This is a genomic window from uncultured Aquitalea sp. (assembly GCF_945957525.1).
In the GTDB taxonomy this organism is placed as follows: domain Bacteria; phylum Pseudomonadota; class Gammaproteobacteria; order Burkholderiales; family Chromobacteriaceae; genus Aquitalea.
On sequence record NZ_CAMFLA010000001.1, the window covers coordinates 86,694 to 104,874 of the forward strand.

At 62.5% G+C, this 18,181-nt stretch carries 16 protein-coding genes; 8 read left to right on the forward strand and 8 right to left on the reverse strand.

Annotation, left to right across the window (positions count from 1 at the left end):
- Window positions 1-72 precede the first annotated feature (72 nt).
- The 5 genes from Q0P52_RS00485 to amgK form a co-directional block, all read right to left on the reverse strand.
- Window positions 73-1,017, reverse strand: a complete 945-nt coding sequence (locus Q0P52_RS00485) for a prenyltransferase (protein WP_293766062.1) — start codon at window positions 1,015-1,017, stop codon at window positions 73-75.
- A gap of 66 nt (window positions 1,018-1,083) precedes the next feature.
- The gene (ruvC, locus tag Q0P52_RS00490) at window positions 1,084-1,614 is read right to left on the reverse strand and encodes a crossover junction endodeoxyribonuclease RuvC (protein ID WP_293766061.1); all 531 of its coding nucleotides are present in this window, start codon (window positions 1,612-1,614) and stop codon (window positions 1,084-1,086) included.
- Window positions 1,611-2,306 (reverse strand): N-acetylmuramate alpha-1-phosphate uridylyltransferase MurU, encoded by a 696-nt coding sequence (gene murU, locus Q0P52_RS00495; protein WP_293766060.1) that lies wholly within the window; start codon window positions 2,304-2,306, stop codon window positions 1,611-1,613. The genes ruvC and murU overlap by 4 nt, the downstream gene beginning before the upstream one ends.
- Window positions 2,307-2,316: 10 nt before the next feature.
- Window positions 2,317-2,976, reverse strand: coding sequence for a hypothetical protein (locus tag Q0P52_RS00500; protein ID WP_293766059.1), 660 nt, complete (start codon window positions 2,974-2,976; stop codon window positions 2,317-2,319).
- Window positions 2,976-4,010 carry an N-acetylmuramate/N-acetylglucosamine kinase AmgK gene (gene amgK / locus Q0P52_RS00505; protein ID WP_293766058.1) on the reverse strand — a complete coding sequence of 345 codons (1,035 nt, stop codon included), beginning with the start codon at window positions 4,008-4,010 and terminating at the stop codon, window positions 2,976-2,978. Before amgK ends, Q0P52_RS00500 begins: the two co-directional genes overlap by 1 nt.
- A gap of 74 nt (window positions 4,011-4,084) precedes the next feature.
- Between amgK and Q0P52_RS00510 the strand changes: the two genes are divergently transcribed.
- Genes Q0P52_RS00510 through Q0P52_RS00530 form a run of 5 tightly spaced genes read left to right on the forward strand, consistent with a single transcriptional unit; the run spans window position 4,085 to window position 12,708 of the window.
- A complete protein-coding gene (locus tag Q0P52_RS00510) occupies window positions 4,085-6,373 on the forward strand; it encodes an LPS-assembly protein LptD (protein ID WP_293766057.1) in 2,289 nt (762 codons plus the stop codon).
- A 2-nt stretch (window positions 6,374-6,375) separates the two neighbouring features.
- Window positions 6,376-7,665 carry a peptidylprolyl isomerase gene (locus Q0P52_RS00515; protein ID WP_293766056.1) on the forward strand — a complete coding sequence of 430 codons (1,290 nt, stop codon included), beginning with the start codon at window positions 6,376-6,378 and terminating at the stop codon, window positions 7,663-7,665.
- 3 nt (window positions 7,666-7,668) lie between these two features.
- Window positions 7,669-8,655, forward strand: a complete 987-nt coding sequence (gene pdxA, locus Q0P52_RS00520; protein ID WP_293766055.1) for a 4-hydroxythreonine-4-phosphate dehydrogenase PdxA — start codon at window positions 7,669-7,671, stop codon at window positions 8,653-8,655.
- A 10-nt stretch (window positions 8,656-8,665) separates the two neighbouring features.
- A complete protein-coding gene (locus Q0P52_RS00525) occupies window positions 8,666-8,869 on the forward strand; it encodes a hypothetical protein (protein ID WP_293766054.1) in 204 nt (67 codons plus the stop codon).
- Window positions 8,866-12,708 carry a DUF3683 domain-containing protein gene (locus Q0P52_RS00530; RefSeq protein WP_293766053.1) on the forward strand — a complete coding sequence of 1,281 codons (3,843 nt, stop codon included), beginning with the start codon at window positions 8,866-8,868 and terminating at the stop codon, window positions 12,706-12,708. Before Q0P52_RS00525 ends, Q0P52_RS00530 begins: the two co-directional genes overlap by 4 nt.
- Window positions 12,709-12,973: 265 nt before the next feature.
- Here the strand turns inward: Q0P52_RS00530 and Q0P52_RS00535 are convergent, their stop codons facing one another.
- Window positions 12,974-13,705 (reverse strand): glutathione S-transferase family protein, encoded by a 732-nt coding sequence (locus tag Q0P52_RS00535; protein ID WP_293766052.1) that lies wholly within the window; start codon window positions 13,703-13,705, stop codon window positions 12,974-12,976.
- 125 nt (window positions 13,706-13,830) lie between these two features.
- Window positions 13,831-14,925, reverse strand: a complete 1,095-nt coding sequence (locus Q0P52_RS00540; RefSeq protein ID WP_293766051.1) for a polyamine ABC transporter substrate-binding protein — start codon at window positions 14,923-14,925, stop codon at window positions 13,831-13,833.
- Window positions 14,926-15,115: 190 nt separating this feature from the next.
- Between Q0P52_RS00540 and Q0P52_RS00545 the strand changes: the two genes are divergently transcribed.
- From Q0P52_RS00545 to Q0P52_RS00555, 3 genes are all read left to right on the forward strand, one after another.
- A complete protein-coding gene (locus Q0P52_RS00545) occupies window positions 15,116-15,730 on the forward strand; it encodes a TetR family transcriptional regulator C-terminal domain-containing protein (protein ID WP_293766050.1) in 615 nt (204 codons plus the stop codon).
- A 17-nt stretch (window positions 15,731-15,747) separates the two neighbouring features.
- Window positions 15,748-16,287, forward strand: a complete 540-nt coding sequence (locus Q0P52_RS00550) for a cysteine hydrolase family protein (protein ID WP_293766049.1) — start codon at window positions 15,748-15,750, stop codon at window positions 16,285-16,287.
- An 89-nt stretch (window positions 16,288-16,376) separates the two neighbouring features.
- Window positions 16,377-16,703: a hypothetical protein gene (locus tag Q0P52_RS00555; RefSeq protein ID WP_293766048.1), complete on the forward strand. Its 327-nt coding sequence runs from the start codon at window positions 16,377-16,379 to the stop codon at window positions 16,701-16,703.
- Window positions 16,704-16,773: 70 nt separating this feature from the next.
- Here the strand turns inward: Q0P52_RS00555 and Q0P52_RS00560 are convergent, their stop codons facing one another.
- The gene (locus Q0P52_RS00560; RefSeq protein WP_293766047.1) at window positions 16,774-18,078 is read right to left on the reverse strand and encodes a hemolysin family protein; all 1,305 of its coding nucleotides are present in this window, start codon (window positions 18,076-18,078) and stop codon (window positions 16,774-16,776) included.
- Between the last annotated feature and the right edge of the window lie 103 nt (window positions 18,079-18,181).

Below are 18,181 nucleotides of genomic sequence, written 5' to 3' on the forward strand. Positions count from 1 at the left end.
GCAAGCCGTGCGACGTGACGGAAACAGAACGGTTGCAGCCGGGATGCAAGGTTGGCCGAAGCCGGGCAGGCATTATCCCACAAGGTAGCCCAGCCCCAGCAACAGCGGCGACAGGTTGGCCGCGGCAATGGTGGCGGCCAATGCCGGCCGCAGTTGCGCGGGGCTGGCGGCGTCGCGATGCAAGCGCACCAGGGCAAACACGGACAACGGGGCGGTCAGCAGGGCCGCCAGGCAGGCTGACGGCAGCTTGCCCAGCGCCACGGCAACCATCAGGCAAGCATAAGCCAGCAGGATCAGCAGCCCATAACCGGCCACAGCGGCAGCCAGGCTCAGGCGCACCACCCAGTGGCGCTTGCCGGCCAGCGCGTCGGCTTCGCGATCGGGAAACTGATTGATATAGAGAATGGCGGTCGTCAGCAAGGCAAAGGGCAGGCTGAGCCAAACCAGCCCGCCATCCGGTCGGCCGCTCAGCACTACCTGCATGCCCTGCGGCAGCAGCAGAAAACAGGTCAGGACGGTCAACTCGCCCAAGCCCCGGCTATTGAGCCGCAGGGGCGGCGTGGAATAGGCCCAGCCAAGACTGACGCCAATGAAACCGATGCCCAGCAACCAGATGCCGCCATGCCACACCAGTACACAGCCGCCAAGAATGACCGCCGCGGTCAGCGCTTGCGCCAGCAAGGCCATCTGGCTGGCGTCCAGCACCCCGTTCTGGATGAAACGGCTGCCGCCGGTGAAGGGGAACACTCGCGCGGTATTGGCGGCGTCGGTGCCGTTATGGTGGTCGGCCACATCATTGATGACATTGACGGCGGCGTGAGCCAGCAAGGCCAGCACAGTTGCCAGCAAGGCCTGCGGCCAGGCTTGCGCCATGGCCGGCGCCGCGTGCGCCATGCCCAGCAGCACCCCGCCCAGCGTGATGGTGAGGAAGGCGGGTCGGGTGGCCAGCCACCAGCGGGCCGGGTTGCCGCCCAGTCTCAGCGCGTCGGGTTCCAGCGGCGTGCGTGCTGCGGTCATGCCTTGCTCCCTCTCGAACAATACCGACAGCATACGCGATTTCACTCTGCCAATCGCTGCGCCAGCTCAAACCAGACGGCCGCCCCGCACTTTCAGCCCACCCTTGGCCAATTGGCCTATCGCGCCGCCACTGAGGTTGGCATGCGCCAGCGCTACCGCCAGCGCATCGGCGGCGTCGGCCTGCGGCGTGCCGGACAAATTCAGCAACCGCACCACCATGTGCTGCACTTGTTCCTTGGCCGCCTTGCCATGCCCAACCACGGACTGCTTCACTTGCAACGCGGTGTAATCACTTACCGGCAACTGGCGCATCACCAGCGCCGCCACGCAGGCCCCGCGCGCCTGGCCCAGCATCAAGGTTGCGGCCGGGTTGACGTTGACGAACACTTGCTCGATGGCGGCTTCATGCGGCTGATAGGTGTCGATCACGCCCTGAATGCCTTCCACGATGACGCGGATACGCTCGGCCAGGGGCGCGCCTTGCGGCGTGCGAATACAGCCGGAGGCCACGTAGTGACGTTGCTGGCCAAGCAGATCGATAACGCCGAAGCCGGTGATGCGGCTGCCGGGGTCGATGCCCAGAATGCGACGGCTCACCGCGCCCAGTCCGAAGCAATGCGGTCGGCTTCGGCCAACCTCTCCGGCGTACCCACGTCCAGCCACAGACCAGGCAGACGCTCGCCCGTCACCGCGCCGCGCATCATGGCCGCCCGCAGCAGGGGCGCCAGTTTGGCGGGCTCGCCGGCCGGCGTGTCGCGAAACAGGGAGGGATGGTAGGCCGCCATGCCGGAAAAGGTGAGTCCGTTGCCGTCCTGCGCTTGTGCGTTGACCTGCCCGCCCACCAGCAGGCCGAAGTCGCCTTGCGGATTGTGCGGCGGATTATCCACCAGCCACAGATGCGCCTGGCGATCAACGCTGAGCGAGGACGCCGCCGTCGCCAGACCGGACAAGGGCGCGTCGGTCAGCACATCGCCGTTCACCACCACAAAAGGTTGATCGCCCAACAAAGGCAGTGCCGTGGCGATGCCGCCCGCGGTTTCCAGCGCCACCGCTTCCGGCGAATAGGCAATGCGCGCTCCGTAGCGACTGCCATCGCCCAGCGCCTCCTCGATGCGCGCGCCCAGCCAGGCATGATTAATCACCAGATCGCAGACTCCGACGGCTACCAGCCGACGGATATGCCAGACGATGAGCGGCAGGCCGCCGGCTTCCAGCAGCGGTTTGGGTGTGTGGTCGGTCAGCGGGCGCATGCGTTCGCCGCGCCCGGCCGCCAGAATCATGGCTTTCATGTGTGTCTTTTCATCGCGGAAAACGGTTCTCGGCCGGGAAGTCGCCATCGCTCTCCCAGAAACCGCGCTCGCTGCGGCTGGCAAGCGTCCATTGGCCATCGCGCAAGCGCAGCCGCTGATAGGTGATGCGGAAGGTCTTGCCGTCCCATTGTCCTGCGGCAGGGAAGTCCGGCATGCAGGACACCTGCAGAAAGCCGTCCCGGCTCTGTTTCCAGTCGGATTTCAACGTACGGGCCAGGGCGAAAGGCCGATCCGGGGCCTGCCCGGCCGGCTGGGCAAACACTAGCCCGCGCTCGCCAACGGTAAACGGGCGCGCCGCCGCGCCGCTGTAGGACCCCATGCCGGCGGAATGATCTTCCAGCAATAGCAACACAGGTTTTCCCTGATCGCTCAAGGGCGTGGTTTTCATGTCGACCAGCCGGCCCACTTTCAGCCTTGCCGTCTGCCGACCAGCGGCATCGAATACCCGCACTTCGCCGCCCAGTAAGGGCGGCTGCCAGTCATCGCCCTCCGCCATGCTGCCGAAACCTGCGGTAGACGAGCCGGCAATGCGGGCGTCCTGGTACAGGCATGCCTTGAGTTGCTGCGACGGGAAGCAAACGCGCTGCTGCAGACTGGCCGCCAAAACAGGCAGTGGCAGCAGGAGCAGCGCCGTCAGCATCTTGCGCATCACGCGCCCTTCACGCCCAGCACCGGATAGCTGGACTGCAACTCTTCATCGGTGGCGTCGCGCCCCACCAGTTGCAGCAGCAGCTGGTAGAACGGCGCCAGCTCGGCGTAGCGGCGGGTGGTGCGTTTGAGGTATTTGATGAAGCGCGGAATTTCGGCGCGGTATTTGTCCTTGCCGTCGCGATGCCAGAGGCGAGCGAAAATGCCGGCCACCTTCAGATGGCGCTGTACGCCCATCCATTCGAAATCGCGGTAGAAATCGTCCACGCTGGCCGGCACCGGCAAGCCGGCCTTGCGAGCCTTTTCCCAGTAGCGAACCGCCATGTCGATGACGAAGTCTTCTTCCCACTCGATGAAAGCATCGCGCAGCAGGGATACCGCATCGTAGGCAATCGGCCCGTATACCGCGTCCTGGAAGTCCAGCACGCCGGGGCGACCCGAGGTCAGCATCAGGTTGCGCACGATGAAATCACGGTGCACATACACTCTGGACTGCTTGCCGATGGCGGCCAGCAAGGCCTTGCAGCCGGCGTCCCACAGTTGGCGCTGGGCGTAATTGAGCGGCTTGCCCAGCTCTTTGGCGCAATACCATTCGGGGAACAAGCTCAGTTCGCGGCTGAGCAAGGCCTCGTCGTAGTCCGGCAATACGCCGGGCTGGCTGGCTTGCTGCAGCGTTACCAGTTCGTCCAGCGCCTCTTCCAGCAAGTGACGGTGCACCAGCGGGCGCGCATCGTGCTGCAGGGCCGCCAGCAGGGTTACCTTGCCCAGGTCCTCCAGCAGCATGAAGCCCTGCTCGCGGTCCCGCTGCAGGATGGCCGGCACATTGAGCATGCCGAACACATCGCGCACCTTGACGTAAGGGTCGGTATTCATTTTGTCCGGCGGCGCATCCATCACGATGCGGGTAAGACCATCCGGGAAGACAGCGCGGAAGTAGCGGCGGAAATCCGCGTCGGCTGCGGCGAACTCAACGCCGATCTCGGTTTCCGGATACAGCGAGGACAGCCATTGCTTGAGTTGATCCAAACGTTCCATGTCGGTTCATTGCGGTGCTGATAGAATTGTGCGATTTTATACCGCCCTCTTGCACCCACGATATGGCTTTGTGCATGCCCCGACTGCAACCGACCCGAATTTCGCTCGCGCTGGCCGCGGCTTTCTCCGCCAGCTTCGCGCTGGCCGACAGCGACCCCGCCCCCATCGCCCTGCCCGTTCCGCCTCAATCCCAAGGCCAAACCTATGTCACCGCCGACCACATGGACGGCCAGATGCAGGACAACCTAAAGGCGCGCGGCAAAGTGGTGGTAACCCGCGACAACCAGAAGCTGGAATCGGACTGGCTTGACTATTACCAGCAGCAAAACCGCGTCAAGGCCGGCGACAAGTTTCGCCTGACCCGCGATCGCGACGTGGTGACCGGCACGACCCTCGACTATTTGCTGGACAGCCATACCGGCAACGCCCAGCAGCCCGTATTCGTCATGGGCACGCCGGAGCAACAGAACACCGCCAAGAGCAAGAACCGCAGCCTGTCCAAATCCGGCGTGGCTTTCCGCGGCGACGGCCGCGAAGTGGAATTCACCGGGCCGGACCAGTATCGGCTGAAAGACAGCCGGGTCAACGCCTGCGTCGTGGGCGACGATTCCTGGTATTTGAAGTCCGGTACGCTGGACCTCAACTACGCCACCAATATCGGCGTGGCCCGCAACGCCCATCTGGAGTTTCAAGGTGTGCCCATCCTGTACACACCGTGGATCGACTTCCCGTTGGACGGCGGCCGCAAATCCGGCTTCCTGTCGCCCACCTTCAAGTCCGGCAGCAGCGGCACCGAGTTCGCGATTCCCTATTACTGGAACATCGCGCCCAACTACGACGCCACCATCACGCCGCATTTCAACACCAAACACGGCACCATGCTGGGCGCGGAATTCCGCTACCTGCAACCGGACTACTACGGCACCATCTATACCGAGCAACTGCCCAACGACCCCACTACCGGCGGCAGCCGCTTCGCCTGGAACGCCATGCACCGGCAAACGCTGGCGCCGGGCCTGACCTTCGGCTACGACTACAACTACGTTTCCGACGTCAATTACTTCAAGGATTTCGGCGACCGTTACACCATCGCCACCAATACCAACCTGCTGCGCCAGGCCTGGTTCAACTACGGCATGAGCTGGGAGGGCGGCAATGCCAACACCCTGCTGCGCATGCAGCGCTACCAGACGCTGGAAGACCCGATCATTCCAGCCGACCAACCCTACGCGCGGGTGCCGCAGATCGCCTTCACCGCCAATCAGAAGCTGCCGGAAGGCTTTTCGGCCAACCTGCAATCCGAACTGACTCGCTTCTCGCACCCCACGCTGCAAAGCGGCGACCGTTTCGTCGCCTACCCCAGCGTGAGTTGGAACTTCGATCGCAGCTGGGGCTTCCTCAAGCCAAAGATCGGCGTGCATTACACGACGTATTCGCTGGACGACATGGGCAGCACAGGTACGCAAGGCAAACACATCACCCGTACCCTGCCTATCTTCAGCACCGATAGCGGCCTCTATTTCGAACGCGACGCCCAACTGTTCGGCGAGGAACACGTACAAACGCTGGAACCCCGCCTGTACTACGTGTATATCCCGGCGCGCGACCAGAGCGCCATCCCCAATTTCGACACCGCCGAGAACGATTTCAACTTCTCGCAAATGTTCTCGGAGAACCGCTTCTCCGGTTCGGATCGCATCAATCCGGCCAACCAGGTCACCGCCGCCGTCACCACCCGCTTCATCAATAGTGAAAACGGTCTGGAACGCTTGCGCCTGATGGTGGGTCAACGCTATTACCTCAATCAGACCAACATCAACCTGGCCGGCCAGCTTACCGACAACAAGGATACGGGTTCCGATCTGCTGATGAGTCTGGGCGGCGACCTGACCCGCGATTGGCGGCTGGACAGCAGCTACGAGTACAACCAGGAACTAGGCAAGACCGAGCGCTACAACGCACAAGTGCGCTACAACCCGGAGCCGGGCAAATCCGTCAGCCTGCGTTACCGTTATGGTCGCTACGAGCAGATCGGCGACACCACCCAGTACGGCCCGCTGCGACAAGTGGACCTTGCCGTGCAGTGGCCCATCGCTCGCCAGTGGTATGGCCTGGCCCGCGAGAACTACTCGCTGATCGACCGCAAACCGCTTGAGCAACTGGTCGGCCTGGAGTACAACGACGGCTGCTGGAGCCTGCGTTTCGTCGGTCAACGTTATGTCACCGACCTGACCAACACCAAGACCGGCATCTTCGTGCAACTGGAACTGCGCGGCCTTGGCGGCCTGGGCAGTAACCCGAGCTCCGAATTGAAGCTGGCCATTCCCGGCTACACCCCGATTAACGACATTCAACAACATTGACCATGAAAAAAACCCTGCTTGCCCTGCTGATCGCAGCCGCCGTCCACACCGCCCAAGCGGCGCCGGCCGCCCCGGTGAAGGAGATGGATCGCATCGTCGCCGTGGTCAACAAGAACGTCATCACCGGCCTCGACCTGGAAAACCGCGTCGACGCCGCCATCCAGCAACTCAAGGGCCAGAACATCACGCCGCCGGCGCGCGACGTGCTCACCCGCCAGGTGCTGGACCAGATGATCACCGAGGAAGTGCAGCTGCAATACGCTGCCACCAACGGCATGCGCGTGGATGACTCCGATGTCGATCTGGCCATCGGCGACCTGGCCCGTCAGAACAAGATGGATGTGGCCGGACTACAAAAACAGCTGCAAAAAGAGGGCGTGCCCTTTGAGCGCTTCCGCCGCGAAATCCGCCGCGAAATCATTTTGGCCCGCCTGAAAAACAATGAAATCGGCTCCCGCGTCAACGTCACCGACACCGAAGTGGATCAGGTGCTCAAGAGCGCCCAGAACGCCAACCGCGCCGACTACCACCTTGCCACCATTCTGGTCAGCACACCGGAACGCGCCGACGCCAAGCAGCTGGACCTGCTGTCGCAAAAGGCCAACAAGGCGCTGGCCGAGCTGAACGACAAGCAGGCCTTCGCCAAGGTGGCCGCCAGCTATTCCGACGCACCCAACGGCATCAAGGGCGGCGACCTCGGCTGGCGTCCGTCCACCTCGCTGCCGCCGGAATTCGTCACCATCCTCGACAAGCTGCAGCCGGGGCAGCACACCGGCGTGATCCGCACCCCACAAGGCTTCATGATTTTCCAGATGATCGAAAAGCGCAGCGGCAACCAGCCAGTGCTGATCGAGCAATACCACGCCGCGCATATTCTGGTGCGCACCAATGAGGCCGTGTCCGACTCGGACGCCAAAAACAAGATCATCCAGATCCGCGACCGCATCATGCGCGGCGCCAAGTTCGCCGAAATGGCCAAACTGTACTCCGAGGACGGCAGTAACCTGAAGGGCGGCGATCTGGGCTGGGTCAGCCCGGGCGACATGGTGCCCGAATTCGAGAAAGCCATGATGGCGCTGCCTGTGGGCCAAGTGTCCGAGCCGGTGCGCAGCCCCTTCGGCTGGCATCTGATCCTGGTGGAAGGCAAACGCACCCAGGATGTGGCCAGCGATCGCGAGCGCCTGTCGGTGAAGCAACAGATTCGCACCCGCAAGATCGAACAAGCCTACCTTGACTGGGTACGCCAGCTGCGCGACGCCGCCTTCGTGCAAGACCGCCTGGACGACAAGTAAGCCATGAGCCTTCCGGTACTGGCCATCACCGCAGGCGAGCCTGCGGGCATCGGTCCCGACCTCGTACTGAGGTTGGCCGAAGCCGGCGCGGCTGCGCGCTGCGTGGTGATTGCCGACCGGGGGCTGATTGCCGACCGCGCCCGCTTGCTGGGCATGAATGGCCTGAACATCGTGGATTTTTCCTTGCAGGCCCCCCCGCAGGCTGGCGCGCTGGAAGTGCTGCATGTGCCGCTGGCCCGTCCCGCCAAGCCTGGCCGCCTGGACCCCGCCAACGCCCGCTATGTGCTGGACACGCTGGACGCGGCCATCGCCGGTTGTCTGGATGGCCGTTTCGACGCCATGGTCACTGCCCCGGTGCACAAAGGCGTCATCAATGAGGGCGGCGTGCCCTTTACCGGCCACACCGAATATCTGGCCGAGCAGACCCATACCCCCCAAGTAGTGATGATGCTGGCCGGCGGCGGCATGCGCGTGGCGCTGGTCACCACCCACCTGCCCTTGCGCGAAGTGGCCGATGCCGTCACGCCCGCCCTGCTGGAGCGCGTCATCCGTATCCTGCATGCCGATTTGCAAGACAAATTCGGCATTGCCGCACCGCGCATTCTGGTGGCCGGCCTTAATCCGCACGCCGGCGAATCCGGCCACATGGGCCGCGAGGAAATCGACGTCATCGAGCCCGCACTCGCACGCCTGCGCAGCGAAGGCATGCATCTGGCCGGCCCCTTGCCGGCTGACACCCTGTTCAACCCGGACAAGCTGGCCACTGCCGACGCGGTGCTGGCCATGTATCACGACCAGGGCCTGCCGGTGCTCAAGCACGCCAGTTTCGGCGCCGGCATCAATATCACGCTGGGCCTGCCCATCATCCGCACCTCGGTGGATCACGGCACCGCGCTGGATCTGGCCGGCAGCGGCAAGGCGGATCCGGGCAGCCTGTTTGAAGCCGTCCGACTGGCGGAGCAACTGGCCCGCAACCGGCACGCGCCCTGATGCGCCCCGCATGAGTTTTACTCAAGCCCCTGACAAAATCAGGGGCTTTTCTTTTACCAACAAGGATTTGCCCGAACTGTCCGACAATATCCGGACTGGTCAAACATCTTTACGTGAAGATGCAAAAATGACGCAAGCGGCATTTTTCGCAACGCAGCAATTGGGCTACACTAGCCGCTTACTATTCAAACAATTACTGCAGCACGGACCATGAGCACCAGCACCCATCAGCGCCTTAGGGAAATTCCGTACAACTACACCTCGTACTCCGATCGCGAAATCTTCATCCGCCTTCTGGGCGAGCCCATGTGGGGCCTGCTGGAAGAGCTGCGCGGCGAGCGCAAGACCGGCCGCTCCGCGCGCATGCTGTTCGAAGTGCTGGGCGACATCTGGGTAGTGGACCGCAACCCCTATCTGGTGGACGACTTGCTGGACAATCCCAAGCGCCTCTCGGCACTGGTGGACGCCATGCATCACCGGCTCAAGGAAGTGGAAAAACGCCGCGAGGGCAATGAAAAGGTGGGCAAGCTGATCGCCGCCGCCCGCGACGCCGTTGATCGCTTCGAACTGCAATTCGCCGAAACCCGCGAGCTGCGCCAAAACATCCTGAAAAAGCTCAGCCGCCACACCCGCCGCGACAACATCATGTTCGACGGCCTGGCCCGCGTCTCCCATGTCACCGACGCCACCGACTGGCGCGTGGAATACCCCTTCGTCGTACTGTCTCCCGACACCGAAGAAGAAATCGCCCCGCTGGTGCGCGCGCTGATCGAACTCGAACTCACCATCATCCCGCGCGGCGGCGGCACCGGCTACACCGGCGGCGCCGTGCCGCTGGATCGCCGCAGCGCCGTGATCAACACCGAAAAACTGGTGCATCACAACGGCGTGGAACATATCGCCCTGCCGGGCCTGGACGGCCAGCGCGCCACCATTCAGTGCGGCGCCGGCGTGGTGACCGCCCGCGTGGCGGAAGCCGCCAGCGCCTCCGGACTGGTGTTCGCCGTTGATCCGACGTCGGCCGAAGCCTCCTGTATCGGCGGCAACGTGGCCATGAACGCCGGCGGCAAGAAAGCCCTGCTGTGGGGCACCGCGCTGGACAACCTCGCCAGCTGGAAAATGGTGGACCCCAACGGCAACTGGATGTTCATCGAACGCGTCGGCCACAACTACGGCAAGATTCATGACGTGGATGTCGCCAGCTTCCGCATCACCCGCTACAAGGAAGACGACAAGACCATCCTGTCCACCGAGCAGCTGGACATCCCCGGCCCCACCTTCCGCAAGGTGGGTCTGGGCAAGGACGTCACGGACAAATTCCTCGCCGGCCTGCCCGGCGTGCAAAAGGAAGGCACCGACGGCATCATCACCAGCGCGCGCTTCGTGCTGCACCGCATGCCTGCCCACACTCGCACAGTCTGTTTGGAATTCTTCGGCACCGTGGCCCAAGCCACCCCGGCCATTGTGGAAATCACCGACTACTTCAAGCCGGGCGGCGCCGGTCTGGCCGCCGGCGTGCAACTGGCGGGCCTCGAGCATCTGGACTGGCGCTATGTGCGCGCCGTGGGTTACGCCACCAAGGCCAAGAGCAAGGGTCGGCCGAAGATGGTGCTGATTGCCGACATCGTCGGCGACGACGAAACCGCCGTCTCCGAAGCTGCCAGTCAGGTGGTGCGTTTCGCCAACGCCCGCACCGGCGAAGGTTTCATCGCCGTCACCCCGGAAGCGCGCAAGAAATTCTGGCTGGACCGCAGCCGCACCGCCGCCATTTCCCGTCACACCAACGCCTTCAAGATCAATGAAGACGTGGTGATTCCCCTGCCGCGCCTGGGCGATTACTCCGACGGCATCGAGCGCATCAACATTGAACTGTCGATGAGCAACAAGCTGCGCCTGCTGGACACCCTCACCGATTACTTCCACGGCCGTCTGCCGGTGGACACCGAAGGCGGCGCGGTAGACGCGGACGAAATCATCGGCGAGCGCCGCGGCACCGCGCTGGAGCTGCTGGCTACCCTGCGCGAACGCTGGCAGTGGCTGCTGGACAATCTGGACGCGCCTTTCGCCGACTACCGTCAGCGCTGGCCGAACGCGCCCATGGCCGACCCGGCCGCCCAACCGCCTACCGTCTTCATCGCCATGCGCGATTTCCAGCTGCGCGTCAGCTGGAAGAACGAGCTTCTGGAGGACCTGGAAAACCTGTTCTCCGGCAAGGCCGACGCGCCGATTCTGGAGGCCATCCAGGCGCTGCATCAGCAAGTGCTGCGCGGCCGTGTGTTCGTGGCGCTGCACATGCACGCCGGCGACGGCAACGTGCACACCAACATCCCGGTGAACTCCGACGACTACGACATGCTGCAAACCGCGCACAAGGCGGTAGCCCGCATCATGAAGCTGGCGCGCAGCCTCAACGGCGTCATCTCTGGCGAGCACGGCATCGGCATCACCAAGCTGGAATTCCTCACAGAAGAGGAAATCGCCCCTTTCCGCGCCTACAAACAGCGCATTGACCCCAAAGGCCATTTCAACCGGGGCAAGCTGTTGCCGGGTGCGGATCTGGCCATGGCCTACACCCCGTCCTTCTCGCTCCTGGGCGCGGAATCGCTGATTCTGGAACAGTCCGACATCGGCGCCATCTCCAACAGCGTCAAGGATTGCCTGCGCTGCGGCAAGTGCAAACCGGTGTGCTCCACCCACGTGCCGCGCGCCAACCTGTTGTACAGCCCGCGCAACAAGATCCTCGGCGTCGGCCTGTTGACCGAAGCCTTCCTCTACGAAGAGCAGACCCGCCGCGGCGTCAGCCTCAAGCACTTCGACGAGCTGTCGGACGTGGCCGATCACTGCACGGTGTGCCATCGCTGCGTGAAACCCTGCCCGGTGAAAATCGACTTTGGCGACGTATCTGTCGCCATGCGCAACTTCCTGCGCAAGACAGGCAACAAGCGCTTCAACCCCGGCACCGCGCTGGGCATGGCCTTCCTCACCGCCAAAGACCCGTCCACCATCAAGGCGCTGCGCACTGGCCTGGTGGGCATCGCCTACAAAGCGCAGCGACTGGGCTACAGCCTGGGCAAAAAGCTGCACTTGACCGGCGCGCAGACCCGCCAGCCGCCCGCCACCGTAGGCAAGGCCCCTGTCAAAGAGCAGGTGATCCACTTCATCAACAAGCCCATGCCGGGTGGTTTGCCGAAGAAGACCGCCCGTGCCTTGCTGGATGTGGAAGATCCGAACATCGTGCCGGTGATTCGCAATCCCAAACTGGCGGAAGACGCCGAAGCCGTGTTCTATTTCCCCGGTTGCGGCTCGGAGCGTCTGTTCAGCCAGGTAGGGCTCGCCACCCAGGCCATGCTGTGGGAAGTGGGCACCCAGACCGTGCTGCCGCCGGGCTATCTGTGTTGCGGCTACCCGCAAACCTCGGCCGGCTACGCCGACAAGGGCGAAGCTATCACCACGGAAAACCGCGTGCTGTTCCACCGCGTGGCCAACACGCTCAACTATCTGGACATCAAGACCGTGGTGGTGAGCTGCGGCACCTGTTACGACCAACTGGCCAAATACCGCTTCGAGGATATTTTCCCCGGCTGCCGCATCATCGACATCCATGAGTATCTGATGGAGAAGGGTGTGAAGCTGGAAGGGGTCAGTGGGCAGAAATACATGTACCACGACCCCTGCCATACACCGATGAAGGCCTACCAGCCTTTGCAGGTGGCCAACACCCTGCTGGGCGGCGGCGTGGTGCAGAACGACCGCTGCTGCGGTGAATCCGGCACCTTCGCTGCCAGCCGTCCGGATATCGCCACCCAGGTGCGTTCGCGCAAGGAAGAGGAAATCCGCAAGGATCTGGTCAAGCTGGGCGAGAGCGCGCAGCCGGTGAAAATTCTCACCTCCTGCCCGTCCTGCCTGCAGGGCCTGTCGCGTTACAGCCCGGATACCGACACCGAGGCCGACTACATCGTGGTGGAGATGGCCCGCCATCTGCTGGGCGAAAACTGGATGAAGGAGTACGTGGAGAAGGCGCGCAACGGCGGTATCGAACGCGTGCTGCTGTAAGCGTCTCAACCCGCAACAACACAAGGCCGCTTCTGAGGAAGCGGCCTTCTTTCTGCTGACAACGTCATTGGGTGGCCGGCAGCGCCAGGTCTTTTAGCTTGCTGCTTGATGCCGCAGCCCTGCCATTCATGCCCGACTGCCTTGCCTTGCCTTGCCTTGCAAGCGCGCCGTGCTTTCCCGGCAGAACGCAAGGCGCGGTCTGTCAAAAATCGCCCTTCGGCAAACCTTGCTCATCACCTCATATGAGAGCATGGCGGCGTCATGCTCAACGATGCTGCTGGTAGAGCCGCGCCACCCACTGCAGGCTGGGGCGTTGCACCGCCTCTTCGCGCCAACGCAGCACCGGTGCCGGGAACATTGCCGCCACTTCAGCCGCGCTCTTGCCGCGCGCCAGCATGGGCGACAGCAGCGCCGCAGCGCTGAGATCCGCACGGCTGAAGGCGTCGCCCGCCAGATACGGCCGCGCCGACACGGCGGCGTCCAGCCGGTCCAACCCATGCTGCAAGCGGCCAAACGCCTCGGCGGCGCTGGCATCGTCAATGCGCATGAACCGACGCATCAGCGGGCCCACTTTGGAAAACGCCATGCGAAACAGCGGCTTCTTGAACCAGCTGGCGTCGGTCAGCAAAAAGCCCAACGCCTTGTCCCGCTCGGCCAGCGTGTAGTGATAAAACCAAAGTCGCAAGGTATCGCCCAGCTCCTTGCCCGCCCAGCGCTCCCATTCCCGCGCTGCTTCGGCCAACGTCGCCTCCGCCGGCGTCAACAGCCGCTCCGGCACGCGCGCGTCCAGCCAGTCGATGATGGCGGCGGAATCCTGCACCACCTCTTTGCCGTTGCGGATGATGGGCACACAAGAGCCGGGCGCGATCTTGCGCGTCACACTGGCGTGGAAGCCGGGCAGAAGATTCACCACCCGATAGGACTGGCCCTTGTAATCCAGCGACCAGCGAGCCTTCTCGCAATAGTGGGAAAACGGGAACTGGTAAAGCTCAAGCATGATCACCCCTTCGGCCAACATGGCAACGCCTGATTATGCCCAAAGAATATCGCTGACACCCGCAGGGAAATCAAAAAAGGGCGGCCTTTCAGCCGCCCAACATCCCCAGACCATGCACCAAAAACTTAGCGCCCGCTTTTGTACTCGCTCCACAGCCGGTTCATCAGCCGCGTCAGTTCGCTGGAAACCGGCAGCTCCACATACATGCCCTTCAGTTGCGCCTCGCTGGGATACACATTCGGATCATTGACGATTTCCGGACGTATCGTTTTCTTCGCCGCCAGGTTGGCCGAAGGATAGAACACCTCGTTGGTGATGCTGGCGCTCACGTCCGGCCGCAAGATGTAATTGATCCACTTGTGCGCCGCCTCGGGATGGTTGGCGTCCTTGGGAATGCCCATCAGGTCAAACCAGATCGGCGTGTTGCCCTTCACCATTTGATAACGCACTTCGTAAGGCTTGCGCGCCTCGCGCGCGCGGTTGCGGGCGATATTCACGTCGCCGGAATAACCCACGGCCAGACAGATGTCGCCATTGGCCAGATCATTGATATAGCCGGAAGAATTGAACTGGGTGATGTAGGGCCGCAGTTTCTTCAGCACCTCGTAAGCGGCGTGATAATCCGCCTGGCTCTTGCTGTTGGGGTCCTTGCCGATGTACTTCAACACCAGCGGAAACACATCTGTGGGCGAGTCCAGCATGCTCACGCCGCAATTCACCTTGGAGAGATATTCCGGCTTGAAAACAATATCGAAACTCTCCAGCGGCGCATCCTTGCCCAACAGCTTCTGCAGCTTGGTGACATTCAGGCCCAGCCCCGTGGTGCCCCAGGCGTAGGGCACGCCGTACAGATTGTGCGGGTCCATGGTGGCCACGATCTTCATCAGTACCGGGTCCAGATGCGACAGATTGGGCAGCTTGCTCTTGTCCAGCTTCATGTAGACGCCGGCTTCTATCTGCTTGGCCATAAAGGTGGAGGACGGCACCACCACATCGTAGCCGGCCTTGCCGCTCAGCAACTTGGCCTGCAGGGTTTCGTCGGTATCGAAAATGTCGTACTTCACCCGGATGCGGCTTTCCTTCTCGAAATTGGAAACCGCGTCCTTGGCGATATAGTCGGACCAGTTGTAAACGTTGACCTGGGCTTCTTCGGCAAACGTGGGGGCGGCCAGCAGCAGCGTGCACAGCGCGGCCGTCAGGCGGGGCAGGAATGACCTCATGATGTTTCCTCAGTGTGGATGATGCGATACCCGCGCACAGCCCGCCCAGAGGTCTGTTGTTATACTAACTGTACGTACAGTCAGTTTCTTTTCCCGCCATATGCCACGTCAAGCACCATTTCTCATCGACCGCTGTAATCGCGCAGCGATACAGGGTAAATTGACGCAATATGCAACACGAGTAGCCTGAATGACCGACCCCACCGCCGATGGACGCCGCCTGCGCGGCGACGCCAGCCGCCAACTGCTCATCGACGCCATGATCCGCGCGGTGGCCCGGCACGGCCTGCCCGGCGCCACCATCTCCGTCGTGGCCGAACTGGCCGGCGTCTCGCGCAGCCTGGTCAACTTCCACTTCACGCAGAAAGACCAACTGCTGGAAAGCGCATTGGCCCACGCCCTGCACTGCTACCAGCAGTCACTGGCCGTTGTGCTGCGACACTGTCCAGGCACCCCCCGCGCACGGCTGGAAGCGGACATCCTGCACGACATCCGCTTTGCCGCCGACCACCCTGACTTGCTGGCGCTGTGGTACGCCAGCTGGAGCGAACGGCAATCGCTGCAGCAATACCGCGACACCACCCTGGCGGCAGACCGCGACTACCGCGCCGGCTACGCCGCCTGCTTCGCGCCGCTGCTCGCCAGCGAAGAGCTGGCGCGCCGCTGCGCCCACATCATCGACAGTTTCATTGACGGCCTCTGGCTGGACTGCCATCTCGACCCGAGCAGTTTTCTGGTGGACGACGCCTGCGACACCGCCCTGTTGCTGCTCGATGCCCTGCTGACCCGATACGCCGCACCCTGAACCCGCCCGGAGACGCCATGCCTGCAGACACCGCCCTGCTCATCATCGACTACCAGTACGGATTGATCGAATCCAACCCGCCCGCCGCCCATGCCGCGCAAGTTACCGCCAATCTCAATCAGGCCATAGGGCTTGCTCGCGCCGCCGGCATGCCAGTGATCTTCATCCAGCACGACGGCACACCCGACAGCGATCTGCCGCCCGGCTCGCGCGACTGGGAAATTCACCCGGCGCTGGCGCGCCGCCCGGAGGATATCGTCATCCACAAAACCGTGGGCGACAGTTTCTATCGACCGGAGCTGAACGACACCCTGCGCCGACTGGGCGTCGACAAACTATGGATAGGCGGCTCCGCCACCGACTTTTGCGTGGACACCGCCATCCGCACCGGCCTGTCGCACAACTACCAGCTCACCGTGCTCTCCGACGCGCACACCTGCCGCGACCGCCCCACCCTGAAAGCGGAACAGGTCATCGCGCACTTCAACTTTGTCTGGAGCAATATGGACGAAACCCCGCGTCCGATGCGGGTGCTCAAGGTGGCCGAACTGGCCTGAGGACAAACAGAGGACGTAAAAAAAGGGAGGCCAAGGCCTCCCTTTTAACTCCCTGATTTCAGCGCGTCTTACTTGGCGCCCTTGCGCTCATGCTGATGATTCTTGCCTTTTACATGATGCTTGTGATGGTGCTTCTTGCCGTGATGGTGCTTCTGCGCGGACTGGGCTTTCTGCTCAGCGGCAGAAGCCGGTTTCTTGGCTTTCTTGGCGGCCTTGTGATGTTTATGAGCCGGCGCTTTGTGCGCAGCGGCCTTGGCCGGCGCGGCAGCCTTGGCAACAGGAGCGGAAGCGTCGGCCGCGAAACCGGCGGCGGAAGTCAGGCCGAGAACTGCGGTCAGTACGAGGGCGGCGATCTTTTTCATGATGAATCTCCCGTTGTGGTGTCTGGTCTGGATCAGCGTTCGCTGTGTCCTTGAGTGCAGATTAGGCGGATCGACCGCTCGCGTCTGTAGCACTCTTGTAAACGCTTGTAACAGACCGTACACATCACTCCGGCTTGGCGTCGGGCTGACTGCGCGTGACCAGCAACTGATCGATGCGGTAGTTGTCGATGTCCACCACCTCGAATTTGTAGCCGGCGAATTCCACATGGTCGGTGCGTTTGGGAATCTTGCGCAGCATGTACATCATGAAGCCGGCGATGGTTTCGTAGTTTTCGTCGTCCGGAAAAGCATCGATATCCAGCGCGCGCAGTACATCTTCCACCGGAGAAGCGCCGTCCACCAACCAGGAATCGGCGTCGCGTTGCACGATCTGCTCTTCCTGCGACTGGCTCACCAGGTCGCCCATCACCGTGCTCATCACATCGTTGAGCGTGATGATGCCCACCACCAGCGCGTACTCGTTCATCACGACGGCAAAATCCTCGCGCGAGGCCTTGAAGCGCTCCAGCAACTCGGACAGCGTCAGGCTGTCGGGAATGATCAGCACATTGCGAATGGTCAGTTCGCGCTTCACCGACACGCTTTGCTGGTTCACCAGCCGCGTGAGAATGTCTTTGGAATCCACATAGCCCACTACCGCGTCGATGGCGCCGTCGCACACCAGATACTTGGCGTGCGGCGATTCGGCAATCTTGCGCTTGAGACTGCCTTCCTCCTCCTGCAGGGTAAAGAACACTACGCTTTCCCGTGCCGTCATCGAGGATGGGACAGTCCGGCTTTCTAGCTCGAACACGTTCTCGATCAGATGGTGTTCCTGCTCTTGCAGCACCCCGGCCTCCGCACCGGCCTCCATCATGGCCACGATGTCGTCCGGGGTAAGATCGTCCGGCCGCGCGGTAGGCACGCCGAACAGACGGAAAAACAGATTGGCCAGCCCGTTGAACAGCCACACCAGCGGCATGAGCAAACGCACGCACAAACGCATCGGACGGACCACCCGCACGGCAATGCGCTCCGGCGCGGTCATGCCCAGCCGTTTTGGCATCAGGTCGGCAAACAGCACAAACAGCGAAGTCACGCTGAGAAAAGACAGCGCAAAACTGGCGGTGTCCACCCAACGGGCGGAAAACACCATATGCAAGGCGTCGGCGAAATAGGGCGTAAACATCGCCTCGCCCATGATGCCGGCCATGATGGCCACGGCGTTGAGGCCGATCTGCACCACGGTGAAGAAATGGCCCGGCTGGGCTTGCAGATCCAGCACCTGCTCGGCGCGCGCATCGCCCTCTTCCGCCATTTGCCGCAATTTGATCTTGCGGGCCGCAGCCAATGAAATTTCCGAGAGGGAGAAAAAGGCGCTAACGAGAATGAGCACGCCAATGCTGACAAGGTTGTGGAGGAGACTCACGGCTGTTTTCCTGACGGTATGCTTGTTGTAGTCATTTCAGTATGGCAAACCGGGATGACAATCAGCGTATCCTAACAGGCTGATACGCCAACTCCAACGCGGT

Bases quoted from the DNA above. Each gene is read 5' to 3' on its own strand.
- Q0P52_RS00485 (WP_293766062.1), bottom strand. From the start codon at position 1,017: ATGACCGCAGCACGCACGCCGCTGGAACCCGACGCGCTGAGACTGGGC.
- murU (WP_293766060.1), bottom strand. From the start codon at position 2,306: ATGAAAGCCATGATTCTGGCGGCCGGGCGCGGCGAACGCATGCGCCCG.
- Q0P52_RS00500 (WP_293766059.1), bottom strand. From the start codon at position 2,976: ATGCGCAAGATGCTGACGGCGCTGCTCCTGCTGCCACTGCCTGTTTTG.
- amgK (WP_293766058.1), bottom strand. From the start codon at position 4,010: ATGGAACGTTTGGATCAACTCAAGCAATGGCTGTCCTCGCTGTATCCG.
- Q0P52_RS00510 (WP_293766057.1), top strand. From the start codon at position 4,085: ATGCCCCGACTGCAACCGACCCGAATTTCGCTCGCGCTGGCCGCGGCT.
- Q0P52_RS00515 (WP_293766056.1), top strand. From the start codon at position 6,376: ATGAAAAAAACCCTGCTTGCCCTGCTGATCGCAGCCGCCGTCCACACC.
- pdxA (WP_293766055.1), top strand. From the start codon at position 7,669: ATGAGCCTTCCGGTACTGGCCATCACCGCAGGCGAGCCTGCGGGCATC.
- Q0P52_RS00525 (WP_293766054.1), top strand. From the start codon at position 8,666: ATGAGTTTTACTCAAGCCCCTGACAAAATCAGGGGCTTTTCTTTTACC.
- Q0P52_RS00530 (WP_293766053.1), top strand. From the start codon at position 8,866: ATGAGCACCAGCACCCATCAGCGCCTTAGGGAAATTCCGTACAACTAC.
- Q0P52_RS00535 (WP_293766052.1), bottom strand. From the start codon at position 13,705: ATGCTTGAGCTTTACCAGTTCCCGTTTTCCCACTATTGCGAGAAGGCT.
- Q0P52_RS00540 (WP_293766051.1), bottom strand. From the start codon at position 14,925: ATGAGGTCATTCCTGCCCCGCCTGACGGCCGCGCTGTGCACGCTGCTG.
- Q0P52_RS00545 (WP_293766050.1), top strand. From the start codon at position 15,116: ATGACCGACCCCACCGCCGATGGACGCCGCCTGCGCGGCGACGCCAGC.
- Q0P52_RS00550 (WP_293766049.1), top strand. From the start codon at position 15,748: ATGCCTGCAGACACCGCCCTGCTCATCATCGACTACCAGTACGGATTG.
- Q0P52_RS00555 (WP_293766048.1), top strand. From the start codon at position 16,377: ATGCTGATGATTCTTGCCTTTTACATGATGCTTGTGATGGTGCTTCTT.